Origin of the sequence: Amycolatopsis sp. CA-230715 (assembly GCF_018736145.1) — a bacterium.
Taxonomy (GTDB): domain Bacteria; phylum Actinomycetota; class Actinomycetes; order Mycobacteriales; family Pseudonocardiaceae; genus Amycolatopsis.
Genome location: NZ_CP059997.1, coordinates 9416913 through 9442451, shown reverse-complemented (window position 1 = coordinate 9442451; position 25539 = coordinate 9416913). Strand labels below are relative to the sequence as shown.

At 70.4% G+C, this 25539-nt stretch carries 24 protein-coding genes; 11 read left to right on the top strand and 13 right to left on the bottom strand.

The annotated features are described in order from the left end of the window. The first annotated feature begins 502 nt into the window (after nt 1-502). The gene (locus tag HUW46_RS43645; protein WP_215544498.1) at nt 503-1855 is read left to right on the top strand and encodes an MFS transporter; all 1353 of its coding nucleotides are present in this window, start codon (nt 503-505) and stop codon (nt 1853-1855) included. On the opposite strand, the gene HUW46_RS43640 is transcribed toward HUW46_RS43645, so the two are convergent. From HUW46_RS43640 to HUW46_RS43615, 6 genes are all read right to left on the bottom strand, one after another. Further along, on the bottom strand, nt 1775-3871 hold the full coding sequence (locus HUW46_RS43640; protein ID WP_215544497.1) for an MMPL family transporter: 2097 nt from the start codon (nt 3869-3871) through the stop codon (nt 1775-1777). The genes HUW46_RS43645 and HUW46_RS43640 overlap by 81 nt on opposite strands. 217 nt (nt 3872-4088) lie before the next feature. Then, nucleotides 4089-5051, bottom strand: a complete 963-nt coding sequence (locus HUW46_RS43635) for a hypothetical protein (protein ID WP_215544496.1) — start codon at nt 5049-5051, stop codon at nt 4089-4091. Nucleotides 5052-5233: 182 nt separating this feature from the next. Continuing rightward, the gene (locus HUW46_RS43630) at nt 5234-5566 is read right to left on the bottom strand and encodes a hypothetical protein (RefSeq protein WP_215544495.1); all 333 of its coding nucleotides are present in this window, start codon (nt 5564-5566) and stop codon (nt 5234-5236) included. Further along, nucleotides 5559-5819: a hypothetical protein gene (locus HUW46_RS43625; protein WP_215544494.1), complete on the bottom strand. Its 261-nt coding sequence runs from the start codon at nt 5817-5819 to the stop codon at nt 5559-5561. Before HUW46_RS43625 ends, HUW46_RS43630 begins: the two co-directional genes overlap by 8 nt. A 121-nt stretch (nt 5820-5940) precedes the next feature. Then, nucleotides 5941-6924, bottom strand: a complete 984-nt coding sequence (locus HUW46_RS43620; protein WP_215544493.1) for a tetratricopeptide repeat protein — start codon at nt 6922-6924, stop codon at nt 5941-5943. 191 nt (nt 6925-7115) lie between these two features. After that, nucleotides 7116-7808, bottom strand: a complete 693-nt coding sequence (locus HUW46_RS43615) for an ANTAR domain-containing protein (protein WP_215544492.1) — start codon at nt 7806-7808, stop codon at nt 7116-7118. Nucleotides 7809-8186: 378 nt separating this feature from the next. On the opposite strand from HUW46_RS43615, the gene HUW46_RS43610 reads away from it, so the two are divergent. The 7 genes from HUW46_RS43610 (at nt 8187) to HUW46_RS43580 (ending at nt 13938) form a co-directional block, all read left to right on the top strand. Further along, a complete protein-coding gene (locus HUW46_RS43610; RefSeq protein WP_215544491.1) occupies nt 8187-8774 on the top strand; it encodes a sigma-70 family RNA polymerase sigma factor in 588 nt (195 codons plus the stop codon). A 378-nt stretch (nt 8775-9152) separates the two neighbouring features. Continuing rightward, on the top strand, nt 9153-9845 hold the full coding sequence (locus tag HUW46_RS43605; protein WP_215544490.1) for a GAF and ANTAR domain-containing protein: 693 nt from the start codon (nt 9153-9155) through the stop codon (nt 9843-9845). A gap of 58 nt (nt 9846-9903) precedes the next feature. Further along, the gene (locus HUW46_RS43600; RefSeq protein ID WP_254125540.1) at nt 9904-10635 is read left to right on the top strand and encodes a GAF and ANTAR domain-containing protein; all 732 of its coding nucleotides are present in this window, start codon (nt 9904-9906) and stop codon (nt 10633-10635) included. A 221-nt stretch (nt 10636-10856) separates the two neighbouring features. Beyond that, nucleotides 10857-11180, top strand: a complete 324-nt coding sequence (locus tag HUW46_RS43595) for a hypothetical protein (RefSeq protein ID WP_215544489.1) — start codon at nt 10857-10859, stop codon at nt 11178-11180. 105 nt (nt 11181-11285) lie between these two features. Beyond that, nucleotides 11286-12677: a M4 family metallopeptidase gene (locus tag HUW46_RS43590; protein ID WP_215544488.1), complete on the top strand. Its 1392-nt coding sequence runs from the start codon at nt 11286-11288 to the stop codon at nt 12675-12677. 22 nt (nt 12678-12699) lie between these two features. Continuing rightward, nucleotides 12700-12996: a protealysin inhibitor emfourin gene (locus HUW46_RS43585; RefSeq protein ID WP_215544487.1), complete on the top strand. Its 297-nt coding sequence runs from the start codon at nt 12700-12702 to the stop codon at nt 12994-12996. 135 nt (nt 12997-13131) lie between these two features. After that, the gene (locus tag HUW46_RS43580) at nt 13132-13938 is read left to right on the top strand and encodes a hypothetical protein (RefSeq protein ID WP_215544486.1); all 807 of its coding nucleotides are present in this window, start codon (nt 13132-13134) and stop codon (nt 13936-13938) included. Nucleotides 13939-13943: 5 nt separating this feature from the next. Here HUW46_RS43580 and HUW46_RS43575 read toward each other — a convergent pair whose 3' ends face one another. The 5 genes from HUW46_RS43575 to HUW46_RS43555 form a co-directional block, all read right to left on the bottom strand. After that, the gene (locus tag HUW46_RS43575; protein WP_215544485.1) at nt 13944-14906 is read right to left on the bottom strand and encodes an NAD(P)/FAD-dependent oxidoreductase; all 963 of its coding nucleotides are present in this window, start codon (nt 14904-14906) and stop codon (nt 13944-13946) included. A 37-nt stretch (nt 14907-14943) separates the two neighbouring features. Continuing rightward, nucleotides 14944-15372 carry a nitroreductase/quinone reductase family protein gene (locus HUW46_RS43570; protein ID WP_215544484.1) on the bottom strand — a complete coding sequence of 143 codons (429 nt, stop codon included), beginning with the start codon at nt 15370-15372 and terminating at the stop codon, nt 14944-14946. Nucleotides 15373-15445: 73 nt separating this feature from the next. Then, entirely contained in the window at nt 15446-15910 is a 465-nt protein-coding gene (locus HUW46_RS43565; protein ID WP_215544483.1) for a VOC family protein, read from the bottom strand. Nucleotides 15911-15993: 83 nt separating this feature from the next. Continuing rightward, on the bottom strand, nt 15994-17238 hold the full coding sequence (locus HUW46_RS43560; RefSeq protein WP_215544482.1) for a lipase family protein: 1245 nt from the start codon (nt 17236-17238) through the stop codon (nt 15994-15996). 399 nt (nt 17239-17637) lie between these two features. Next, the gene (locus HUW46_RS43555; RefSeq protein WP_215544481.1) at nt 17638-18351 is read right to left on the bottom strand and encodes a TetR/AcrR family transcriptional regulator; all 714 of its coding nucleotides are present in this window, start codon (nt 18349-18351) and stop codon (nt 17638-17640) included. A 542-nt stretch (nt 18352-18893) separates the two neighbouring features. On the opposite strand from HUW46_RS43555, the gene HUW46_RS43550 reads away from it, so the two are divergent. Continuing rightward, entirely contained in the window at nt 18894-22766 is a 3873-nt protein-coding gene (locus HUW46_RS43550) for a Pls/PosA family non-ribosomal peptide synthetase (protein ID WP_254125538.1), read from the top strand. Here HUW46_RS43550 and HUW46_RS43545 read toward each other — a convergent pair. Continuing rightward, nucleotides 22760-23722 (bottom strand): Lrp/AsnC family transcriptional regulator, encoded by a 963-nt coding sequence (locus HUW46_RS43545; protein WP_215544479.1) that lies wholly within the window; start codon nt 23720-23722, stop codon nt 22760-22762. The two genes, HUW46_RS43550 and HUW46_RS43545, sit on opposite strands and share 7 nt — an antisense overlap. A gap of 110 nt (nt 23723-23832) precedes the next feature. On the opposite strand from HUW46_RS43545, the gene HUW46_RS43540 reads away from it, so the two are divergent. Then, nucleotides 23833-24642 carry an SDR family oxidoreductase gene (locus HUW46_RS43540; RefSeq protein ID WP_215544478.1) on the top strand — a complete coding sequence of 270 codons (810 nt, stop codon included), beginning with the start codon at nt 23833-23835 and terminating at the stop codon, nt 24640-24642. Nucleotides 24643-24841: 199 nt separating this feature from the next. Then, nucleotides 24842-25012, top strand: coding sequence for a hypothetical protein (locus HUW46_RS43535; protein WP_215544477.1), 171 nt, complete (start codon nt 24842-24844; stop codon nt 25010-25012). A 4-nt stretch (nt 25013-25016) separates the two neighbouring features. On the opposite strand, the gene HUW46_RS43530 is transcribed toward HUW46_RS43535, so the two are convergent. After that, nucleotides 25017-25484, bottom strand: a complete 468-nt coding sequence (locus HUW46_RS43530; protein ID WP_215544476.1) for a hypothetical protein — start codon at nt 25482-25484, stop codon at nt 25017-25019. Nucleotides 25485-25539: the final 55 nt, after the last annotated feature.

Here is a 25539-nt window from a genome sequence, read left to right as displayed (position 1 = left end):
AATTCCAGCGGCGATGCGAGATGTCCGGACAGTACCGGGCGTACTTTTCGCTGCGCAAGATACCTTTGTCTGTGAGTCGGGACACCGTGGCGGAAAAAATCACGCGTCCGCTTTCCGGTTCCCGACGAGTCGTTTTTTCACACTATTCACACCCCTCGATAGTTCACTTTTCACACCTTCGCCGTCGGCGTTGACCTCGCATTCACCTGCTGGACAACCCGGCGGTCGGGCGGCGCGGCCGTTGGTTCGCGACGACAACATATTCGCTGGCTGGGTTTGGCGGGCGGCGGAAATGGGGTAACCCGGCCGGGGGAGTGAATGCGCTCCGGGTGACGTGGCCAGAATTCTGGAGCCGTGCCTTTCTGGGGGTGACCGGGATCCGCTGTCGCCAATGGTCGAAGTGCCGCTATCTTGAAAGCGGCGGAGCTGACGCGGTACCGGCTCGATGTACATTTCCATTCCTCGCCGGGGTCCTCGGCAAGGCCGCGGGAAAGGTATTGAGATGAAATTTACGCCGGAGTCCCGTGCCGTGGGAAACCGGCCGTGGTGGACGCTGGCCGCGGTATCCCTCGGCGGCATGATGGCCGGGCTCGACGGCACGGCGCTGACCATCGCCGGGCCCGAGATCGCCCGCACCACCGGGACCTCGCTGGCCGGGCTGCAGTGGGTGACGACCGCGTACCTGCTCGCGCTCGCCGCGGCGCTCTTCCCGGCCGGGAGGCTCGCGGACCGCTTCGGCCGCAGGGCGGTGTTCCTCACCGGGGTGCTCGGGTTCGGAGTCGTCTCGCTGCTGATCGCGCTGACCTCGTCGATCGGGATGCTGGTGGGGTTGCGCGCGCTGCAAGGGATCTGCGGCGCGCTGCTGCAACCGGCGGCGCTCGCGCTGCTCCGCGCGGTGTTCCCCCCGGCACGGCTGGAGCTCGCGCTCGGGATCTGGGGTGGCGCGTCGGCCGCCGCGATCGCCGCGGGGCCGATCGTGGCTGGCCTGCTCGTCGAGTGGGCTGGCTGGCAGGCGGTGTTCGTGGTCAACGTGCCGATCGCCGTGCTCACCGCCGCGATCGCGGTCGCGCGGACCGGCGAGTCGCGGGCGGTGGGGGAGCCGGGCACGATCCGGGAGCTGCTGCGGTCGCCGGGTGTCGGCGCCGGTGCGGTGCTGACCGCGCTGAGCTACTTCTCGTTGTTCGGGCTGTTGTTCTTCCTCACGCTGTACTTGCAGAACGTGCGCGGCCTCGATCCGGTCGGTGCCGGGATGTGGTTGCTCCCGGTGACCGTGGTGGTGGTCGTCAGCGCCCCGGCCGGCGGCCTGCTCACCGGCAGGTTCGGGCCACGCCTTCCCGCCGCCGCCGGGCTCGCGCTGGTCTCGGTCGGGTTGCTCGGGTTCACCCGGCTCGACGCGGGCACGGGATGGCTCGACGCGCTCCCCGCTTCGGTGGTGCTGGGCCTCGGCACCGGTGTCGCGCTGATCGCGGCGACTCAGCTGATCGTGGCGGGCGCACCGGTTTCGATGTCCGGGCTCGCGTCGGCGTTGCAGCAGGTGGCCACCCAGATCGGTGGCGTGCTGGGCATCGTGGCGCTCGGCGCCGTGATGTCGTTGCGCGCCAAGGCGTTCGTCGCGGACGACGCGGTCACGCGTGGCGCCGTGCCGCCCGGTGTCGCGCCGGATGTGGCACATCACGCGTTCCTCACCGGGTTCGCGGCGACCGCGATCGCCGCCGCGGCGGTCACGGCGGTCGGCGCGGTGGTCGCGGTCCGGCTGCCGCCTGCCACGGGCGGCTCAGACCGCGCCCTTGCGAAGCGCACCGGGCCACCACAAAGTACGTCCGATGTGGACGGTGAGCGCGGGCACCAGCAGTGAACGCACGATCAAGGTGTCGAGGAGAACCCCGAAGGCGACCAGGAACGCGATCTGCGCCATGAACAGGATCGGCAGCACGGACAGCGCGGCGAACGTCGCGGCGAGGACGACGCCGGCCGAGGTGATCACCCCGCCGGTCACCGACAGCGCTTCGAGCGTTCCCGCCCTGGTGCCGAGGCCGTGCGCCTCTTCGCGGACGCGGTGCATCAGGAAGATGTTGTAGTCGATGCCCAGCGCCACCAGGAAGACGAAGGCGTACAACGGAACCGACGGGTCCGAGCCGGGGAAGCCGAGCAGGTGGTTGAAGACCAGCGCGCCGACGCCCAGCGTGGCGGCGAAGGACAGCACCACGGTCCCGATCAGCATCAGCGGCGCGAGCAGCGACCGCAGGAGCAGTGCGAGGACGCCGAAGATCACCAGCAGCACGATCGGGATGATCACCACGCGATCGCGTTCGGCGGCGGCGCGGATCTCCTGCTGCACCGCGCTCTGGCCACCGATCCTGGCGTCGGCACCCGGCACGGCGCGCACCGCGTCCCGCACCTTGTCCACTGTGGACAGCGCGGTACCGGAATCGGCAGGCGCGTCGAGCACCGCTTCGATCTCGACGAGGCCGTCCACCACCTTGGGCGCGCCGGTGGCGGGATCCGCGTTCACCCGTGCGCCGTCGACACCGGAGACCTCACCCAACGCCGTCGCCACACGGTCCGCCGCGGGTTGCTTGGCGACGACGATCACCGGATCGCCCGCGCCACCCGGGAAGTGCTCGGCGAGCGTGTCCTGGCCCGACACCGATTCGACCCGGTCGAGGAACACCTGCGCCTGGCTGACGCCGGTCGACTTCAGCGTGGGGGCGAAGGCGGCGAGCACGGCGAGGCCGAGCGCGGTGACCACCCACACGGTCCGGTACCGGCGGCCGACGAGCCGGGAGACGCGCGTCCACAGCCCGGCGCGGTGCTTGGCGGCGGGCCGAATCGGCCAGAACGCGGCGCGACCGAGCAGCGCCAGCGCCGCGGGAAGGAAGGTGAGCGAGGTCAGCAGCGACGCGGCGATGCCGATCGCGGCCACCGGGCCGAGGCCCTTGTTGGAAGTGAGTTCGCTGAACAGCATGCACAGCAGCCCGAGCACGACCGTGGCGGCCGAGGCGGCGATGGACTCGACGGACGCGCGCAAGGCGGTCAGCACCGCCGAGCGTGGACTGTCCTGTCTCGTCAGCTCTTCGCGGTACCGCGCGACGAGCAGGAGCGCGTAGTCGGTCGACGCGCCGAAGACCAGGATGAACAAGATGCCCTGTGTCTGCCCGTTGAGCGTGAGCGCGCCGCTGGACGCGAGCGGATACACGACGGTGGACGCCGCGACGAGTGCGAGCCCCGCGGAGGCGAGCACCACCACCGGGAGCAGCGGGCTCCGGTAGACCAGCGCCAGGATCACGACGACGGCGAGCGCGGTGATGAGCAGCAGGCTGCCGTCGATACCGCCGAACACCTCGCTGAAGTCCGCGTTGAACCCACCAGGCCCGGTGACCGCCGCGGTCAGCCCCGGCGGAAGGCCGTCGTGCACGAGATCGCGTACCGAGCTCACCGTCTCGCCAGCGGCGAAACCGTCCACACCGGACACCGGGACGACGACCTGTACCGCTTTTCCGTCCGGCGCGGGGATCGGCTGGCTCACCGGCCCCGCGAGCCCATGCAGGTGCCCGATCGCCGCGGAAGCCGCGGAGATCGCCGTGCGATCGGCGCCGGTGAGGGGAGTGGCCCGCTCGTACACCACGAGCGCGGGCTGGATCTTCCCGCCCGCGAACCGCTCCTGCAGGTGCGCGACCTCCGTCGCTTCCGCCCCGGCGGGGAGGAACGCCGCGCCGTCGTTCGTCTGCACCTGCGAAAGCCGGCCAGGGAAGTTCGCCGTGACGGTGCCGAAGACGAGCCACGCGAGAACCACCAGCGCGGGCAGCACCCAGCGCGCGCGTACGCGCGGGGGCACCGGGCCGGTGGGGTTGGTGGCCAGCCGCAGGCTCATGAACACCTCGGGGGAGAAACAGACAATGGGACGCCCGTACAAGCCCTAGCTAAGGGGCACGTTCGACCGTGAGCAAGCGGCCACCGAGCGTGGCACCGCGGAAGCCGCCGCCGGTACTCCGCCGCACGGCGCGCGAGCGGCGCCGTTTTCCTGCCGAAACAGCACGATGTGAAAAGTGAAAAGGGCGGTTTGTGGTCCCGCTCTCACCACGGCGGCCTCACTTGTCGAAATGCCACCGGACGCCGAAGTGACCGGGACCGAAGTCGCGCGCGAGCACCAGCACCGAGTCGGAGACGCCGATCTTGAGGCCGCGGACCGATTCCGGGCCGCTTTCGCCGGGCGGTGCGGTGAAATGGCGGCACCGCTGGGGAACCGCGGCCGGATCGAAGTAGACCTCGAGCAAGTACTCCCGCACGGGCCGGCGGAAGCGGCGGAAGTAGGACTCGGTGACGGCGGGTTCGGCGAGCCGGCGGCGAGGGGTGTGCACCTCGAACTCGATCAGCACGGTTTCCCCGTGGCACAACGCCCGTTCGAACAGCAGCTCTGCGGCGAAAAGACAGCTCTCGCCACTGGTGACCACCTTGCCGAGCCGGCAGTTCCGCAACGCGCTCACCGCGGGCGGATCGTCGGGATCGCCGTCCCAGTCGAAGACGACCAGCGCGCGGTCCGGTCCGCCGCGCTCGGCGCGCATGACCTGGGTGCAGCGCACCGAGCTTTCCCGCCCGTCCGGGCCGACCAGCACCCGGTCGTGCAGCGTGAGCCGTCGCAACGACGTGTCCGGCGCGACCGGCACGTCGCCGAGCAGCCGCGACACCTCGGGTTTGGACGGCCACAGTTCGGCGAGCCCCGGCAAACCGGTGTTCTTCGCGCCCCTCGGGGGACGAGGGCCGAGGAGATCGCGCAGCGAATCCCGCGGCAGCTCGAGCACTTCTTCGAGATGTTCGACCGCCCGTAACGAGGTCGCCCGTTCGGGCCTGCGCTGCCCCGACTGCCAATAACTCAGCGTGGCCAGACTGATCTGCACACCCTGGCGGCGCAACCGGTCCTGGATGCGGTCGAGACTCAGGCCGCGCGCCGCGATCGCCGCGCGCAGCGCGACGTCGAACGGGCCGTGTTCGAGAAGCTGCTCCAGGGAATCCCGCCGGTTGCCGCCGGCGGCACCACCGCGGTCGGTCGCCATCTCGCCTCCCACCGCGTCCAGGAAGTCAAGATCTTCTACTCACGGGTAGCATACGATGGCGCTCCGTGTTCGCACTACCCGCGAATGGCGTACGTCACCCACCCGTTCGTTCTAATAGGCAGATTGTTGCCTGGCGAGGGGATCCGCGCGGTGCGACTCGCGGTGGGACGGGCGGGGGCCGCTTATTCCCCGGGCGCCGCGGCCTGGAAACGGTCCGGCGGCGTCGCGTCGAGGATGTCGGTCGCGCGCACGAGCCGTGCCGGGGTGTCCTCCGGCGCGTCGTCCGGCCGCACCGGCACCCAGGTCGTGTTCGTGTGGACGTCGCGGAGGCCCCGCCCGGCGACCACACCGGTCATCTCGGGCGAGGCCGCGGCGAACTCGCCTGCCTGACGACGCGCCCGGCACGCGCGCTGGCGGTACCGGACGCGCCATCCCGGCGGGTAGCCCCCGCCGTGGCGCTTCGGCACCGCGCGGCGGTCGACCTGGTGCTCGCGACCGGATCTGTCCTCAGCCATGCCGGATCCGCAGGCGCGGCTCGATCCCGATGATGTCGTCGTCGCGGACCCACACCACCCCGTCCGCGCGGTCGTCCGGCGGTGTGAGCGGGACCGATTCGACGCCGGTGCGCGCATCGCGGACGGAATCGCCGGTGACCACGCCGACGCGGTAGTGCCAGCCCGCTCCGTTCGTCCCGATCCGCTCGCGATAGGTGAGAATCCACCCGATCGGATAGGGATCGCGAAAGGTGTCGTGCACAGGTGACGCCACGGGGACACTCCGATCGGGGTTCGATACGAGGCAGCGAGGGTCGCCGAGGTCCTGGGCGAACAGAGGATCCAGGCTAGCCGGGGCGCGTACGGTCGCGCGTGAACCAGCCGGGTGGTGCGGTTCACGCCATTGGGGTGGTGAGGAACGACTGGATCCGTTCGCTCAGTTCGACCGCACGGCGGTCGCGGGGGAGCCGGCGGGCGGCCGCGAGCAGCGGCCGGATGCGATCCCGTGCCCTGGCGGACGTGAGCTGCCCCGCGGCGTCGATCGCGCGGCCACCGACCTCACCGGCTTCGTCGACGTCGCCGTCGAGGACGTGGTTCGTGGCAAGGAAAATGAGCACGAACGAGCGGCTGCGGGCCATCCCGTCCCGGTACCCCGCGGCGGCCTCCCGCAACGCGGGGATCGCGACCTCGCTCTGTTCGGCGCCCGCGGTGACCGCCAGTTCGGTGTGCACGGTGCCGATCATCGCGGTGAGGTCCGTCGCGTCGAAGAAACCGGCCCACGGCGGTGTTCGGTCGTCCGCGTGCTCCGAAGCCAGGTCGAACTGGTGCCGCGCGGTGTCCAGCAACCGCACCGCCGCCGCGCCGTCACCACCGCGCGCGTGCACCCATGCCTGGTTCGAGGAGAGAATCGACTGCGTCAGCGGAACCCCTGCCCGTTCGGCGATCGACTGGCCGTGCTCGAACTGCCGGGCTGCTTGGTCGAGTTCGTTGTGGTGCAGGTGAACCCGGCCGAGCCGGTAGCACACGTTGGCCACCAGGTCGTCGTCACCGGCCGCCGCGGCCAGTTCGAGCGCGCGCTCGAAATGCCTGCGCGCGAGGTCGGGATGGCCGGTGTCGAAACGGGTCCAGCCCGCCAGATTGTGCAGGTCGGCCAGCGCGACGCAGAACTGGTCCATGGTGTCGGCGGAGGTGGTGCTGCGCAGGAGGGTTTCGGCGTACCGCAACAGGACCGAGATGGCGTCGAAGCAGGCGCCACCGCCGTGCCGGTAGTCGAGCGCGCGGAACTCCCGGGTGGCGGCTTGGAGCGCGACAACGGTGGCGCTGTCGAGCTGCAGCAGGGTCGCATTCCCTCGAATGAGCGTTTCGTCGATACTCTCCACGGGGTGTTCTTCATCCATGGCAGAGGCCTTTCAGGCGACCGGACGATTGGATGACCGTCGGAGGGCCAGGACGGCGAATGGATACACCGCGGCTGAGCGCGTCGCGGCGACCCTGCGAATTGTACGGTGTCCCGCCGTGAAAAAGCTATCTCTCGCCGAGCGTGGTTGACTCGTGCGAAAACTTCCACCGTTCAGGTGGGTTTTCCGGTCTCGGCGACCACGCGGCGCGCAATTCCGCTCATCGATTCGTTCTGCACGTGCGCATAGTCTTGCATCAGCTTGTGCGCCGTCTCGATGTCCGTTCCGGTTCTTTCCGCGAGAATGCCTTTGGCCTGTTCGACGGTGATCAGGACGTCGAGCGTCGAGCGCAGCCGCTTCGCGTGCCGCTGCCGGGTGCGGAGGCGCCCGTGGCGCGCGATGCTGATCGCCGCGAGATCGGCGATCGCGGTCGCCGCGCCGAGCGCGGTCGCGTCTAGCCCTGTCGAGCCCACCCGGATTATTCCCAGCGCCCCGCTGATGTCCTCGCGGCGCAGGGGGATGGCATCGAGAGAGAACTCCTGGTCCGAGCCGACCCGGTGGCTGAACCGCGGCCACTGCCGGTCCTCCGGGTACCGCACGGCCACGCCGTCGCGGAACGCGTCGAGGCACGGGCCTTCGTCGAGGCTGAGCTGAAGCTGGCCGAGTTCGCGGGCGCGCTGCGAGGAGCCGGACGCCAGCGTCGGCCGGGTCGCACCGCGTCCCGCGAGCAGCAGGACGGCGGAATCGGCTCCGACGAGTTCGATCACCTTGTCGACGACCAATCGGGTGAAGCGGTCGAGGCCGACACCGCCGGGGAGCGCGTCGGTGAGTTCGACGAACGTGCGGGGGAGGAGTTCGGCGTTCATGCGCAATCACCTCGGTGCGGTAGGTCGATAATGTCGTGTATTCGGCGCCGTGCGTTACCGCGTCGCAGCGCGCGGCGACCGGTGCGCGGCCCCATCCGGAATACTCCGGCCGGGAAATTCAACGGACTGATCTTGCTCGCACATCGGCGACTTCGTTGTCGCTGAAAGCGAGGATGGACAACCTCGGGGACGTGGTGCACGCTGGGGTGAACGCGCTTGAGAATCCCAGGACCCCGGACGACCAAACGTGATCTTCTGCCGGAATCGTGTCGGCGCGGACGATCGGATCTGGGAGTCCTCGGGATGTCCGGAGGCGTACTGCTGGCGAGCCGTTTCGCTGATGGTGAGACGAGGGCTCGGGGGGATTCCTGTACCGGCATGCGGCCGGAGCTCATCACAGCGGCCGTCCGCGGCGATCCCGGTGCGACCGAGGGACTTCTGCGGCTGCTGCACCCGGTCGTCCTCCGCTACTGCGTTCGCCGCCTCGGCGGGCGCGACCACCGCGCGACGGGAGCAGAGGACTGCACGCAGGACGTGCTCGTCGCGGTGCTCGCGGCGCTGCCGCGGTACCGCTATCCGGCTGACCGGTTCCTTTCCTTCGTCTTCGGTATCGCCGGGCACAAGATCGTCGACGTCTACCGCGGCAGGGCGGGCGACCGGACCGAGCCGGTGCCCGATTTCGGCGAGGGGCACGGCGATCGCGGCCGGGACGAAATCGAGCTGGCCGACCAGCAGCTGACCTTGTCGTGGCTGCTGGGTCGGCTTCCCCCGCGGCATCGCGAGGTGCTGGCCATGCGAGTGCTGTTCGGCTATTCCGCCGAAGAGACCGCGGCGACACTGGGGATGCCGAGCGCGGGCGCGGTGCGCGTGACCCAGCACCGGGCGTTGACCACATTGCGAGAGGCGCTGGCGGGCGAGGTCACGGACGGCACCGCCGGGCAGCGGAGCCGGGAGCACGGGCGATGACCGGCACCCGGTCACGGGATCGAGGCGCCCGCTCGTCGTGCGATAAACTGCGGTGCCGGATATCCGCGTGGGCAAGGCGGTCTCATGCGCAGCACGGCAATCGACAGTACCGGGACGGATATCGGTGTTCAGCCTCTGAATGGTGTACCCGTGGCAGTTGTGGTGAGCGGCGGGTACCCGTGGTCCGGCGTGTGGCGCGCACCGGTGCCGTGGACCGCGGTGTAAAGTCGCGTCGGCGCCGATTCGGTAAGCACGAGAGTAGGTCAAGCGCGCGATCCTTGGTCAGTCACTCAACCGATCCGGAGGCCTTGGGATGTCGTGTCGATAATCCAGAGCGGTAATCCCGAGGGCTCGCGTCTCGTGCAGTTGTGGGTACCGATGTCCGAACACGCCAGGAGGCAGGGCGGAACGGTCTCGGTCGAGATTGTCTGCGATACGGCCGCGAGCGCGCTGCGGGTCACCGGTGCGGGTTTGCTGGTGGGTACCGGGAGTGGCGGCCTCATGGAGCTCCGGTACTCGAGCGCGCCGCTGTCCGCTCGGCTCGCGGACATCGAAGCCACGGTGGGGGAAGGGCCCGCGAGCGACGCGTGGCGCGAGCGGGCGCCGGTGCTGGTGTCCGATTTGGATGATCTCGCCGCCGCTCGCCGCTGGCCGTTGTACACCGCGTCCGCCGTCGAAGCCGGTAGCCGGGCGGTTTTCGCGTTGCCGCTGGTCGTCGGTGCGGTGAAGGTGGGGGTGCTGACCCTGTGCCGCCGAGAACCGCGGCCGTTGGAGGCCGCCGAACTGACCGACGCGCTGGTGTTCGGGGAGATCGTCATGATGCTCGTGCTCGATGAGTACGCCGGCGTGCCGAACGCGGACAGCGGTCCCCCGGGGAGCACTTTCACCCTGTCCGATCCGCGGGTCCACCAGGCGGCTGGAATGATCGCGGCACGGCTGGACCTGACGCTCGACGACGCATATGCACGGTTGCGTGCACGCGCGTTCGCCGACCGGCGGACGCTGTCCGAGGTCGCCGCCGACGTGGTCGGCAGAGTGTTGAGGTTCGACATCGAGAAGGGGGCCGGATGATCGCGGCGGGGAGCAGTCTTTTGGGTATGTCGGTGGTTGCCACGTGGAGGATCTGACGGTGAGCGAGCAGCGTTTGATGGACACGTTCGTCGAACTGGCGGACACCCTGACCGATGACTTCGACGCCATCGACTTCCTGCACCTGCTCACGGACAGATGTGTCGAACTCCTCGAGGTGGACGCCGCCGGGCTCCTGCTGACCAGTTCGCGCGGTGAACTGCAACTGGTGGCCAGTTCGAACGAGAGCGCGCGGGTGCTCGAGCTGTTCCAACTGCAGTCCAGCGAGGGCCCCTGCATCGAGGCGTTCCACAGCAAGAACGCGGTGACCTGGCCGGACCTGAGCTCGGCGGGGACGAGGTGGCCGCGGTTCGCTCGCAAGGCACTGTCGGTCGACTTCCGGTCGGTGCTCGCGCTGCCGATGCAGCTGAGGTCCGAGGTGGTCGGGGTGCTCAACCTGTTCCGCTCCTCGACCGGTCACCTCGAACCGGCAGAGCTCCGTTCGGCCAAGGCGATGGTGGACGTGGCCACGATTTCGTTGCTGCAGGCGAGGGCGATCCGGCGCCACGAACTGCTCGTCGAGCAACTGGAGACGGCGCTCACCAGCAGGGTGATCATCGAGCAGGCGAAAGGGTTCATCGCCGAGCGTCTTGGCGTGGAAATGGGAGAGGCTTTCGCGGTGTTGCGGCGGTTCGCGCGAAACAACCGGCGGACCCTGGCCGACGTCTCCTCGGCGGTCGTGACGCGCGCCGTGGACGTCGAAGATCTTTATACCGCAAGGGAAAAGAGGTAACGAGGCGGAGGCGGAGGCGGCTCAGGGCCGAAGGTCCTCTTTTCCCGGGGCCAACGACTCTGGTCCTTTTCGGCGGGAGTGATATCGGATCGCGAGTTGCTGATACGTTTAGGTGAACTGTCCGCCGATACGCGACATCGCCTGGATCAGGGCCGACTGTTTGAGTCGGCGGCAATACAAGGGTCGCCAATGATCTGTTTCCATGCGGCGAAAGGATCATCGTGAGCGCGGTCGGTGATTGGATATTGCACTACAGTTGGGGAAACGCCAACAATTTCGGGCAGGCGCCCATCAGTCTCAAGGGCGACGGGACCTTCAGCGGGCCCGGCGCGGGGAACTGGCGGCAGCAGGACGGCACGATCCTGTTGAGCTTCGCGGGCGGACCGGCCAAGTACGGCGGCACAGTCGACGCGAACGTGGCATCGGGTGCGATGTCGACGTTCGCGGGCCTGACCGGGTCGTGGTACATGCTCAAACAGGGAGTCACCGGCGTCACGAGCAAGACGGCCCGCCTGCCGATCGACCCGGCCGGTAACAAGTTCTGACCAAGCCAGCCGTTCCTCCGTTACTGCTTGCGAAAGGCAGGCACAGCCATGTCTCAGCACCGGCATTCCCTTTTCTGCATCATTCCTCCCCATATGCTCGAATCGGTGGCAGCGAATGCGACCGACAAAGATGTCCGCCGCGCGGTGCTCGAAGTCCTCGCCGTGGACACCAGCGTGCGCGCCGCCCGGCTCACCGAACAGTTCATCGCGATGCCCGTTGCCGAGGTCGCCCCGTCGGCGACCGCGCACCTGCAGCGCTACATCTACTCCGCGAACCAGACCCAGAACCTGCCGGGCACGCTCATCAGGTCCGAGGGCCAGGCCGCTTCGGGACAGGTCACCGTGGACGAGGCGTACGACGGCCTCGGCGCCACCTTCAAACTGTACTGGGACATCTACAACCGCAACTCGATCGACAACGCGGGGATGGACCTCAAGGCGACCGTCCACTTCGGAGTGAACTACGACAACGCCTTCTGGAACGGCGTCCAGATGGTCTTCGGCGACGGCGACGGCGTGTACTTCAACCGGTTCACCATCGCGGTGGACGTGATGGGCCACGAACTGACCCACGGGGTCACCGCCCACCAGGCGAACCTGGTCTACCACGACCAGCCGGGGGCGCTGAACGAATCGGTGTCGGACGTCTTCGGCTCGTTGGTCAAGCAGTACGCGCTGCACCAGACGGCGGCGCAGGCCGACTGGCTGATCGGGCAGGGCCTGCTCGCCAAGGGCGTCAACGGCGTCGCGCTGCGGTCCATGAAGGACCCCGGCACCGCCTACGACGACCCGCACCTCGGCAAGGACCCGCAGCCGTCGCACATGAGCCACTACGTCAACACCACTTCGGACAACGGTGGCGTGCACATCAACTCCGGCATTCCGAACAAGGCGTTCTACCTCGCCGCGATCGGGCTCGGCGGGAACGCGTGGGAGCGGGCTGGCCGCATCTGGTACACGACGTTGTGCGACCCCAGGCTGTCTTCGACCGCGCAGTTCCTCGACTTCGCGAACCTCACCGCGGCCAACGCGAGCCTGCTCTACGGGGCCAACGAGGCGCAGGTGATCATCGACGCGTGGCGGCAGGTCGGGGTGAACGTGACGTTCGCGTCACCGAAGATCTCCGGCAACTGGCTGCTGCACTTCAGCTGGGGCGCCACGCGGAGCTACGCGCAGACGATGCTGTCGTTCAACGGCAACGGCACCTTCACCGGCGCGCTGACCGGCAAGTGGCACCAGCAGGACGGCACGATCCTGCTGAGCTTCGACACCGGGCCCGCGAAGTACGCGGGCACGGTCGACGGCAGCGTGGGATCCGGTGCGATGTCGACCTTCGGCGGGCTGGACGGTGCCTGGTACCTGTCGAAGGAGGGTACCGTCGGCATCGCGAAGTCCCTGCTGTCCGCGACGCAGCCGGGTTCCGTGGACGCCTCCGGCAACGGCATTCCCAAGGCGGCCGCGATCCAGGCCGAAGCGCAGCAGGCGAGCGGTGTCTGAGTCGGACAGGAGATCCGGAGGTATGCGCATTTCCCTGGAGTCCGATGGCGGTTTCGCGGTTTTCCCTGGGCTCAACCGGACGGTCACCGTGGACACGGGCGATCTGCCCGATCCCGCGGCGGCCGATCTGGAAGGCCTCGCCCGCGCGGTCGCGGACGAGCCGCACCCTGCCACCATCCAGTCGGCAGGCGGTGACCGGCGCACCTACCGGATCACCGTCACCGACGAAGGCGGTTCGCACACGCTGGAATACCTCGAACCCGTGGCGGACGAGGCGGCGCGTGCCCTGATCGATCGCCTGCGAGGGTACGCGGGCTGAGGAGAACGCGGGTCCGATGCTCGCGGCGCCGACCCGGCGCCGCGAGCACTTTCGCGCCCGGCGGACCCGGTCGCACCCCCGGCCACCCCGCGAAGGCAGACTTGCCCCAAGGGTGATCTGCCGGAGGGGCTGGGAATGCGGAAGGGTTGTCTGCTCGCGATCGTGCTGGTGGTCGTGCTGGTGGCCGGGATCGTGCTCGTGTGGACGCTGTCGGACAAGAGGCGTCCGGCACCGGGGTGCTCGGTGACCGCGGCACCGGGTGACGGCCGTCCCGAGTACACCTTCACCACGGAGGGCATGGGGTACGCCGCGACCATCGCGGCCGTCGGGATGAAGCTCGGGATGCCGGAGCACGCGGCCACGATCGCGCTGGCGACCGCGTTGCAGGAATCGGGGCTGCGCAACCTGCCCGGCGGGGACCGCGATTCGCTCGGCCTCTTCCAGCAGCGGCCGAGCCAGGGCTGGGGCACCCCGGACCAGATCAAGGACCCGGTGTACGCGGCGACCGCGTTCTACAAGCGACTCGCCGCGTTGCCGGGATGGGCCGATCTCCCGGTCACCGTCGCCGCGCAGGAGGTGCAGCGGTCCGGCGCCCCGGATGCGTACGCGCAGTGGGAACCCACCGCGCGTGCCGCCGCCGCGGCGCTGACCGGGCTCCGTCCCGCCGCGCTGACCTGCCACGACATCACGCCCCAGCCGACCGCCGATCTCGTCGCCACCGCGAAGAACGAGCTGGGGACGGCCGCGCTGAGCGGCGCGCACCCCAGCGCGCGGGGCTGGGCGCTGAGCAGTTGGCTGGTGGCGCACGCCGCCGCGGTGGGGGTGGACCAGGTCAGCTTCGAAGGCAAGCAGTGGACCGCGGAAAGCGGCAGCTGGTCGGGAAACCCCCAGCCCGGCGCGCCGTTGGCACTACGCCGCGCCGCGCCGGCGCCGCCGAGCTGATCGGGTCAGCGGGCCTCGACCGCCATCCTGGTGTCCTCGGCGACGAGGTCCGCGTTGATCGCGGCCGCCGCGCGCGTCCCGGCCGCCACGGCCGTGGCCACGGTGTCGAACAGATCCGTGACGTTGCCCGCGACCCAGACCCCGGGCACTTCGGTGCGGCCCGTCGGATCCACCGTGCCGACGGCAGTGCCGACGACGGTGCCAGCCCGCTCCTGCTCCGCGGTGGTCAAACCGAGCGCGGCGAGCGGTTCGGCGCGCGCGGCGAACTTCGGGGCGACCACGAGCGCCCGGCAGGCCACCACGCGCCCGTCGGCGAGCGCCACCCCGGTCAGTTCGTCCTCTTTGGACTCCAGGTGGCCGACCGCGCCCGCGACGATCGTGATGCCGCGGGCGAGCAACTGCCCGCGATCGTCGTCGCCCGGTTCGAACGCGTCGTTGAGGAACAGCGTGACGTCTTCGCTCCACTGGCGCCAGAGCAGGGCCTGGTGCACGGAAAGCGGGCCCGAAGCGAGCACGCCGATGGCCTGGTCCCTGACCTCCCAGCCGTGGCAGTAGGGGCAGTGCAGCACGTCGTGGCCCCAGCGCTCGGCGAGGCCGGGCACCGGAGGCAACTCGTCGACCAGACCGGTCGCGACGAGCAGCCTGCGCGCGGTCACGCTGGTTCCGTCGGCGACGTGCACGCGAAAACCGTCGGCGTCCCGCTCCGCGCCGGTCACGCGGCCGTCCCGGACGGCGACCCCGTACCGGGCCACCTCTTCGCGGCCGATCGCGAGCAGTTCGCGCGGCGCCACGCCTTCGCGCCCGAGGTAGTTGTGCGCGTGCGCGGCGGGGGAGTTGCGGGGCTCGCCCGCGTCGATGACGAGCACGGACCTGCGGGCGCGGCCGAGCGTCAGCGCGCCGCTGAGCCCCGCCGCGCCGCCCCCGATCACCACGATGTCGAAGCTGGCGGGTGTTGAATTCGATGTCATACCGCGATGGTGCGGGTCTCACGGCCCCGCGCGCAATCTACGTTGCCGGTTCGGCAACTTCCACGCGGATCACCTTGAGATCGGTCCCGAAGCGGCGGACGTTGCGGGCGTGCCGCGCGTCCGGCCACGCGTCCAGCAGCGCCTCGGGATCCGTGTCCGGGTCCAGCGCGGCGGTGGCCCGGTACCACCGCCGCTCGTGGAACACCTTGATCTCCGGGTTCGCCATCAGGTTCCGCACGTAACCCGCGTGCGAACCCTGCTCGGCGACGAGCCAGAGGACCTTGCCCTCCAGCCGGACCCCGACGATGGTGCGGCGTCGTCGCCCCGTCCGCCTGCCGGTGGTTTCGAGCAGGGCGTGCCCCGGAAGCACGCCGAGGCGCAGCGCCAGCACCAGCGGCGGGTTGATGAGGTAGCGCTGCAGGCGCCGGACTTTGCGCCGCCGCGCGGCGCCGGTCTCTTCGGGCATTGAAACCTCCCCAGGCGTTCCGAAAAGCTCGGCACCATCATGCCCCGGCGCTCCGGCGCGGAACGGCGGGGGTTCAGGGCGCCGCGGGGACGCCGAAGACGTTCTCGCTCATCGCGCGCGGTGGGCCGGGGTTGCCCTTGCGGATGTCCCAGGTCCAGAACTCCACGACGTGCCCGTCCGGGTCCGTGACGTAGGCGGACCTCGCGGCGCGGTCGCCGAACTCGACCTCGTCGACGGTGAGCCCGCGGGACCGCAGGGTAGCGACCACGTCATCGTAGGCGTCGGCGGCGACGCCCATCGCGTAGTGGACGTGGACACCGGGACGCGCGCGCGAGATGCCCAGCGCGGGCTTCCACAGCCCGATCCTGGTCGAACCGGCGAGCACCCACACCGCCTCCCTTCCCGTCCAATGTGAACCTTCCCAGCGTTCGAGGACGGGGAACCCGAGCACCTCGGTGTAGAACCGCTCGGCACGGGGGAGATCGGTGGTTTCGAGGGTCAGTTCGTTGACGCCGGTCACCGGGATCGCTTCAGTCATGAACCCAGTCTCGAACCTCGATGGTGCTGGAGGTCAAGCCCTGACGGGCACGGGGTGGCGTTCGGACACCACCCCGTGCCCGATCACGCACAGTCGTTCTTGGCCGGTTTGCCGTCGAAGCGGTCGGACAACCACGCCAGCGCGGGGAGGTCTCCTGCGATCTCGCCGGTGATGTGGCCCGCGAAGGGAATGCGGGACTTCTCGACCGTCCCGCCGTTCGCGCAGTACTTCCCGACCAGCGCGTCGGCGGGTGCCACGGGAACGAATTCGTCGGCGAGGCCCTGGTAGTTGTAGAACGGGAACTTCGGCGTCGCCTGCCCGGTGTTGTTCTTCTCGTACAACAGCCTGGCCGCGGGCGAGTCCGCCGGTGCCGGCACGGTCGTGTAGTTCGACAGCCGGTCGAACGGGTGCAGCAGCGCGATGTCCAACGTGCAGTTGTCGTGGTTGTCGGCGAACAGCTTGCGGCCCTTGTCGTTGAGCAGCGCGTCGACCCCCGCCTCGGGATACGCCCTCGACAGCCCCATCACGCCGATCAGCCCGAGACCGGCGCCGAGGTTGCCGTCGTTGAACTTCAGCATCTTCTCCAGATCGGCGGGCACTCCGCCCGCGGCCGCGCCGACGACGTTGAGCTCCGGCGCGTAGGCGTCCTTCTGCTCGGCGGCCCAGGTGGTGGCCAGTCCGCCGCCCGAGTAGCCCCACAACGCCACCGGGCCGTTCGGCGGCAGCCCGGCGCCGGGGAAGTGCTGCACCGCGCGGATCCCGTCGAGCACTCCATGCGCGGCCTGCGGTCCGGCGGCGAACTGCGAGTGCGGTCCTTCGTAGTCGGCGTAGACCACGGCGTACCCCTTGGCGAGCGCGCCGAGCGACAGCGTCATCTCGTAGGTCGCGGCCGGAGTGGGCGCGCCGATGCCGACCCGCAGGGTGTACGACGGCTGGCACCGCGTGGACAGGGAGTCCTCGGCGAGCTGGTACGACACAAGAGGCCGTGGACCGCGGCCGGTCCACGGCGCGAGCGGCACCAGCACGGTCGCGGCTTCGGCGACCGGTTCGCCGTGACCGTCGACGGACTTGTAGAGGACCTGGTGCGCCTTGGCCGGGATGGGGAAGACGATGGCCAGCGCGGTGACCTCGCGCGAACGCAGCACCGTCCCGTTAGGACTGGACTCGAAACCGGCTGGCGGGCGGTAGAACGGGTCCTGGTCCGGCGGCAGCACTCCCGCCGTGTTCGCGGTCGGCGCCGGGGCTTGCGCGGCACCCGCCGGGGCGAGCCCCGAGAAGATCAGCGCGAGCGCGACCGCGCCCACGAGTGTTCGCTTGGTTCGCTTCATGGCGAGAGTTCCCTTTCGAGTCGGCGATCGAGGCGAATCCCCTCCCGTTCGTCGCGGAAACAGGATGCTGCACGGAGGTGGTCCGCGTCTGCTGGCACAACGCGCAGAAACTTGCCGCCGGGGTTTGGGCACCGCGACAGGACGCTACGGTCGGAAGAGGACGGCCTGGTTGACCGGGAGCACGACGGGGCCGCCTACGCCAGGTTGAGGAGATCCCGTCCCTCGCCCGCCGCCGTTTGTCATGGCGCTCGAGGAGCGGAACCTCGACGAGAAGGGCAGGCTCCACGAAGGCGTGTCCGCGCTCGGGACGAGCGCGTTTTCTGGTGCGATATCGACGTGTTCACCACCGCGGGCCGTGCGCGGTGCGCGTTCGGTTCGCTCGCGTACCGGTTCCCCTGATCAGCTCGCGGGGGAGCCGAGCGCGCCGACCTCGTGCCCGGCGAGCACGGGCGCGGGCAGCGGGGACGGCCGGTCGCGGGCGACGCACAACCCGTCCAGGATGATGCCGATCGCCCTGCGGTAGAGACCGGGATGCCCAGGGCCGCCGAACCCGACGGCGGTCTGCACCGACATCGCGAGCACGAGCAGGTCCGTCGTGTCGAAGTCGGCGCGGAGCTGGCCGCGTTCCTGCGCGCGCCGGACGAGCACCGCGAGATGGGCGCTGGAGCGCTGGTGGCTGTTCGCGACGAGCTCGCGGAGGCGGTGCGGCGCCTTCGGCCGGGACCAGCCGAGCGACGCGGTGTACGCGCCGCCGAGCAGTTCGCGGAAACCGCGATCGCGTGCCAGTTCGGGGATCGACAGCTCCAGGAAGCCGACGACGCCGGACCAGGGATCTTCGGCGCGGCTCGCCTCCGCCGCGCGCCCTTCGATCTCTTCGAGGTGGGGCGCGTAGACGTCGTGGATCAGGTCGTCCTTGCTCGGGAACGTGCGGTACACGGTGCCGACACCGACGCCTGCTTCCTTAGCGACATCGGCGAGGGTGGCGGTGAGACCTTCCACCGCGAAGACGCGCGCTGCCGCCGCCATGATCCGCGCCAGGTTCGCCCTGGCGTCACGGCGTTTCGGCGCGGCCTGGACTGCTTGGCCGTCGGCGGTTTCTCCCGTGTGCGCCATCCTTCGCATGCTACCCGAGTTTCGCGCCGCGGGAACCGCCCGGTTCCGGCCCGCTCGCCCATCCGTCCATAAAGGACTCGCCGGTGGCGGGTGCCCCGAAGGTGGCTTTCGGGGCATCGAGCGCCCCGAAGGTCACCTTCGGGGCATGCGCGTCGCCCGCCCGCACACCCGCGAGGGCCGGGAAAGTGGCGCTAGAGTCCGCGAGGGTGGCCTTCGGGGACAGCCGCCCGCCCCGCCACTGATGTCGCGGCGCCCGCCCGCCATCACTGTGGCTTTCGGGGCATGGGTATCGGGCGGTGTTGGAAAGCGAGTGGGGCCGAGGTTGCTTGCCGCGCCGCGATTTAATGTTGTCTTCACAATCGCGTCACCCGGTGGGGTGGTCAGTGCCGCAGATCACCCGGAAAGATCGTCGGGATCGTCCACTATTCGCCTTTTCTGACCGGTGCCGCACAGTTCGCGTACACGGTTTCATCAGCGTCCTCTCAGGCTTTCCCTGCATCGTTGTTTTCGCGCGGGGCAACGGATCGGCGAAGGAGGACGCGGTGACGGTCAGCGAACGGGAGAACAGCGGCGGGGGTGGAATTCCCGGCAGCGGGAATTCCGCTCCCCCCGACAAGAGCGCGCGTCGAACGCGCACTCTTGTCGACATTCTCGAAGCGACGACGGCCGCGCATCCCGACGCACCCGCGCTCGACTCCGGAGCGCGGGTTCTTTCCTATGCCGAGCTGAGCGAAGAGGTCTCGCGCCGCGCGGAAGCGCTCGGGGAACGCGGAATCGGGGTCGGCGACCGGGTGGGTATCAGGGTCCCGTCGGGAACGGCGGACCTGTACCTCGCCGTGCTCGCGGTACTCGCCTCGGGCGCGGCGTACGTCCCGGTGGACGCCGATGATCCCGACGAGCGCGCCGAACTGGCGTGGCGCGAAGCCGCCGTGTGCGCGGTGATCGGTGCCGACGGGGTGGCCGCCGGGGTGGTGCCGCCCGCCGGAGCGCAGGCGTCCCCGGCGCCGAGCGACGACGCGTGGATCATCTTCACCTCCGGGTCGACGGGCAAGCCGAAGGGCGTCGCCGTGACCCACCGGTCGGCGGCCGCGTTCGTGGACGCCGAGGCGGGGTTGTTCCTGCCTGGCTCACCGATCGGCACCGGAGATCGCGTGCTCGCCGGGCTTTCGGTCGCCTTCGACGCGTCGTGCGAAGAGATGTGGCTCGCCTGGCGGCACGGCGGATGCCTCGTCCCGGCGCCGCGCGCGCTCGTGCGCACGGGTGCCGATCTCGGGCCGTGGCTCGCCGAGCGCGGGATCACCGTGGTGTCCACCGTTCCCACGCTCGCCGCGCTCTGGTCACCGGATCTGCTCGCCGGGGTCCGCCTGCTCGTGCTGGGCGGCGAGGCGTGCCCGCCCGAGGTGGTCCGCCGCTTCGACGACGGCGTGCGCGAGGTGTGGAACACCTACGGGCCAACGGAAACCACGGTCGTCGCGTGCGCGGCGCGGCTGCGGGCGGGACGCGAGGTCACCATCGGGTTCCCGCTCGACGGGTGGGAGCTGGCGGTGGTCGACGCGGCGGGGCTGCCGGTCCCCGACGGGGAAACGGGTGAGCTGGCGATCGGCGGGATCGGGCTCGCGCGCTACCTGGATCCGGTCAAGGACACCGAGAAGTTCACCCCGATGCCGTGCTTCGGCTGGCGCCGCGGGTACCGCAGCGGGGACCTCGTCCGCGCGACGCCGGACGGTCTGGTGTTCGCCGGGCGGGCCGACGACCAGGTCAAGCTCGGCGGGCGGCGGGTCGAACTCGGGGAGATCGAGGCGGCGCTGCTCGACCTGCCTGGCGTGGCCGCCGCCGCGGCCGTGGTCCGCCGCACGCCGGGCGGGATCGACGTGCTGGTCGGCTACGTCGTGCCGACCGAGGACGCGCTCGACGAGGCGGCCGCGGTGGAAAGCCTGCGGGAACGGCTGCCCGCCGCGCTCGTGCCCCGGCTCGCCGTCCTTCCGGAGTTCCCCGTCCGCTCGTCCGGAAAGGTGGACCGCGCCGCGCTGCCGTGGCCGATTCCCAGCACCCGCGCGGACACCGGCGATCTCGACCCGGAGATGGTGTGGGTGCTCGAAAAGTGGTCTGCGCTGCTGGGCACCGAGGTCGGTCCCGATGACGACTTCTTCGCTCTCGGCGGGACGAGCCTCGCCGCGGCGCGCCTCGTTTCGACGCTGCGCGAGCGCTATCCCGAAGTGTCGGTCAGCGATCTTTACCGCGACCCGACGCCGCGCGCGTTGTGCGGCGGGCCGCGCTCCATGGCGGAAACCGTCGAAGCGGTGAGACCGGATCGGCGGCCGCGGCGTGTCGTCGGCTGGCTCCAGGCGGCGTTCCAGCTCGTGCTGCTGACCTTCGTCGGCCTCCGCTGGGTGCTGACGCTCGGGTTGATCGGCAACATCGTGTCGCTCTTCCTGCCCGAATCGTGGCTGCCGCAGGTGCCGTGGTGGCTCGTCGGCACCGCGTGGGTGGTGCTGTTCAGCCCGACGGGGCGGATGTTCGTCGCGGCGGGCGGGGCGAGACTGCTCCGCGGGCGCGTGCGTCCGGGGGACTACCGGCGCGGTGGGCGAACGCATCTGCGGTTGTGGGCGGCCGAACGGTTCGTCGGCGCGTTCGGGCCGGGCGCGATCGCGGGCACGCCGCTGGCGGCCAGGTACGCGCGCCTCCTCGGCTGCGAGGTGGGCCGTGATCTCGATCTGCACGCGCTGCCGCCGGTCACCGGCCTCGCGAAGTTCGGTACCGGATGCGCCGTGGAGCCCGAAGCGGACCTCGCGGGCTGGTGGCTCGACGGTGACGTGCTGCGCGTCGGCGAGGTCCAGATCGGGGCTGGCGCGCGGGTCGGCGCTCGTTCGACACTGCTGCCGGGCGCCCGCCTCGGTGACCGGGCACAGCTCCTCCCCGGCGCGAGCCTCGGCGGCACGATCCCCGATGGCCAGGTTTGGGCGGGGTCACCGGCTTCGCGCACGGCCGACGGCGCGGCCTGGCCCGGAAACCGGGCGCCCCGCCGTCGAGGCTGGTCGTGGCTGTACCTGCTCGGCGTGCCGATCACCGGGGTGCTCGTGCTGCTCGCCGCGGTGCCGTCGGCGGTGATCGCGGTGCTCGTCCTGCCCGCGGACGTTGCGGTCAACGCCGCGGTCGTCGACATGCTGGTGTGGATGCCCGCGATGGTGGTCGCCGGGCTCGTCACCTACGCGGCGCTCGTGATCGTCGCGGTCCGGCTCGCCGGGCGGCTGGTCCGGGGCGGAACGCATCCCGTGCACAGCGCCGCAGGCTGGGGCGCGTGGCTCGTGCACGATCTGCTCGGGATCGCGCGGCGGACCCTCTTTCCCTTCTACGCCAGCCTTTTCACCCCGGTGTGGTTGCGGCTGCTCGGCGCCAGGATCGGGCGTTCGGTCGAGGCGTCGACCGTGCAGGTGCTGCCGGGGTTGCTGCGCGTCGCCGACGGCGCCTTCCTCGCCGACGACGTGCTCGCGGCTCCGTACGAACTGCGCGACGGGTGGTTGCGCGCGGGGCCGGTCGAGGTCGGTGCGAAGGCGTTCGTCGGCAATTCGGGCATCGTCGGTCCCGATCGGACGGTCGGCGACGGCGCGCTGATCGGGGTGCTCTCGGACACCCCGGAGGACGTTCCGGAGGATTCGTCCTGGCTCGGCCGCCCGCCGTTGCGCCTGCCGAGGCAGGCGGAAAAGGCCGACGACGCGCGTACTTTCCGGCCGAAGCGACGGCTCCGGGTGGCGCGGACCTTGGTCGAGCTGTGCCGTTTCGTGCCGCTGCTGCTCGCGGGCGTGCTGAGCACGATGCTGTTCTTCGCCTTCGACGTGGTGTACGAAACCTACGGCGTGGGCACGGCGATCGGCGTCGGTGGTCTCCTGCTCGGCGCCGCCGGGCTCGTGGCGGGCGCGGTGACGACGGCGGCGAAATGGCTTCTGGTGGGGAAGTTCCGGGCGCGGCGGTACCCGTTGTGGAGTTCCTTCGTGTGGCGCAACGAGTTGTACGACTCGTTCGTCGAGGTGCTCGCGGTGCCGTGGCTCGTGCAGACCTGGCTCGGCACGCCGCTGCTCAACTGGTGGATGCGCAGCCTCGGCGCCCGCATCGGCCGCGGCGTCTGGTGCGAGACGCATTGGCTGCCCGAAACCGATCTCGTCAGCGTGGCCGACGGAGCGAGCGTCAACCGCGGTTGCGTGTTGCAGACGCACCTGTTCCACGACCGGATCATGCGGCTGGAGCACGTGCGTCTCGACGACGGTTCGACGCTGGGGCCGCACAGCATCGCGCTTCCCGGCAGCAGGCTCGGCCCGGCCGCGTCGGTGGGTGCCGCCTCGCTGGTGATGGCCTCGGAGACGGTGCCGGGCGCGACGCGCTGGCAGGGCGCCCCGGTCCGCAGGCTGACGGCTCAGTGAGGGCCCGAGAAGTACTTGACGTTGCGCAGCACCGGACTCGTCTCGACGGTGCCGATCTCGGGCAGTGACGCGATCCGTTCGGTCAGGTACGCGTAGAGCGCCCCGGCGTTTTCGCAGTGCACGTTGACGAGGAGGTTGGTGGGCCCGGTGGTGGCGCCGGCGAAGACAGTCTCGGGATGCGCGGCCAGCGCCTTGCCGGTGCGGTGCAGATCGGCCGCGGCCACCGTGGTCCACAGCAGCGTCCGCGCGCGCAGGCCGAAGATCGTGCGGTCGAAGTCGACGTCGAAGGTCAGCGCGCCCGCCTCACGCAGGGTGGTGAGGCGCCGGTGCGCGCTCGTCGTCGACCAGCCGGTCGCCGCGGCGAGTTCGGCGAGCTTCGCCCTGCCGTCGCGGCGCAGTGCCAGCAGCAGCGGCTGGTCGGCGGCGCTGAGGTGGACCGGGTCGCCGACCGGCGGCGACGGGGTGAGCGCGGCCCGCTCGTCCGCGGTGAGGAACGCGGCCTGGTCGAGCAGGCCGTGCCCGCCGCCGACGAACGTGTGCAGCACTCGCTGGGCGGTCACGGCGAGCACCCTCGGGGTGCGGGGCAGCGAGCGCAGCAGCGGGGACTCGCCCGCCGGGTCTTCGGGAATGCGGCTCGCGCAGATGATTTCCGTGCCGGCGGAGGTGAGCTGCACCCACGCGGTGTCGGGCCGCCTGGCCAGCGCGGCGGCGATCGGCTCGGCCGCGTCGGGGGTGGTGTGCACCCGCAGCATCCACTGCGCTTCACCGTTGGCGTGCGGGTCGATCGTGCCGATCACGCGGAGCGCCGCGGACCTGCGCAGGCCCGCGTACCGGCGGGCGACCGTCTGGCCGGACACCCCGAGCACCTCACCGAGACGCGTGAAGGACACCCTGCCATCGAGTGTCAGCGCGTGGAGGATCTTCCCGTCCAGAGGCGCGAGCGTAGAGAAGTTCACCTTCCCGACGGTACTGATTGGAGTCTTCTCCCGCCGCAGCGGAGTTTTCTGGAAGTGGCGGCGAATCCGTGCGGATCATGGGGTTACGACCAGGGGAAGGAAGTACCGAGATGACCGTTCTCGTCACCGGAGCGCGCGGGGCGATCGCCCGCGCGGTCGTCGATCGCCTCACCGCCGCCGGGCACCGCGTCCGCGCCGGTAGCCGCGACGCGAAGCAGGCGCGCCCGATCGCCGGGGTCGAACCCGTGACCGTCGACGCGAGCAGGCCGGAGACATTGGCGCCCGCGCTCGCCGGTGTGCGCGAAGTGTTCCTCTACGCGATCGACGAAGGCATCGCCGATTTCCTCGGCGCCGCGAAGGAAGCGGGTGTGGAGCGGATCGTCCTGCTGTCCGCGCTCGCCGTGACCAGCGCCGATCCGACGCAGAAGGTGCTCGCCGACCGGCATCTGCTCGTGGAGGACCCGATCCGCGAATCGGGCATCGCCTGGACCTTCCTGCGCCCGGGGGCGTTCGCCGGGAACGCGCTCGCGTGGGCGCCGTCGATCCGCGCCGAGGGCGTGGTGGCGATGCCGTACCCCGATTCGTACTCCACGCCGATCCACGAACAGGACATCGCGGAGGTCGCCGTCGAGGCGCTCACCTCGCCGGGGCACGAAGGGGCGGCCTACGCGCTCGCGGGCCCGGAGAGCATGACCAGGACACGGCAGGTCGAGCTCATCGGGGAGGCGCTCGGCCGCGAGCTGGTGGTGACCGAGCTGGCGCCGGAGCAGGTCCGCGACGTGCCGCCGTTCCTGCTGGAGATGATGGCCCGCAACCGGGAGGAGCCGACCGACGGGGGCCCGACGATCGCCGACGTGCTCGGCCGCCCGGCCCGCACGTTCGCGTCGTGGGCGCGCGACCACGTCGCCGACTTCGGGTAACCGGGAGGGGTCCCGGCTCACGGCGCGATACTGCCGCTTCGGCGGCGGTTCCGCCGCCGAACCCGGTGCCGTGGAGGGAATGGGATGAGGTGACTGCGAAGCGGTCGCGCCGGACGGTGCCGGTTACCGGGATCTGGAGTCGTTCGTCGACGACACCAAGCTCCTCAAGCCCGGCGACACGGTTTCCGGGAACGCCAACATGACCTCGCCTGGCGAGCCCCGGCGCGAGCAGGAGTTCGCCAAGGGGGCAACCCGTTCCTGGGGCTGGTTGCTCCTGGGGATCGGCGCGCTGCCAGCGGCGCTGGCCGTCGTGGTGGTGTGGCTGGTCGTCCGGAAGCGCCGCCGGGACGGGGAGTTCGGCGAGCCGTGAGCGGTCAGCGGGCGGCCACCCTGACCGGGGCGGCGGCGCGCTGACCGGCGACGGTGCGTTGTCTCGGCACGCGCACCTCGCCGCCCCGCCTGCCGGTGAGCCGCGCGATCAGCACGCGGATGCCGTTCTCGAAGAACCCGGCGAACGGGATCGTCGAGTGCGGCATCGTGGTGTGCGGCATCGGGTCCGGCCGATCGTGTTCGCGCAGCGGCCTGGCCAGCCCGGACCCGGTGATCGACCACGACGAGCAGAGGCCATGGTGGGTGAAGTTCGCGATCACCGGCCTGCCGCGCGAAGTCCGCTGGAGTGTCTGGTCCGACGCGGTGGGGATGAGCAGATCGCCGCCGTCGAGGATCAGGCACGCGAGGATGAGCGGTGCGTGGCCGTCCACCGAGATCAGCCCCGTCCGGTAGCGCTCGGGGGAGCGGACGAGCCGCACGCAGTCGTCGTGTGTGAGAGGCGTTGCGTTCACGTGTGCTCCTTGCCGCGGCAGGCGACTCCCGGCCCAGTTTCCCTTGCGGGGACAC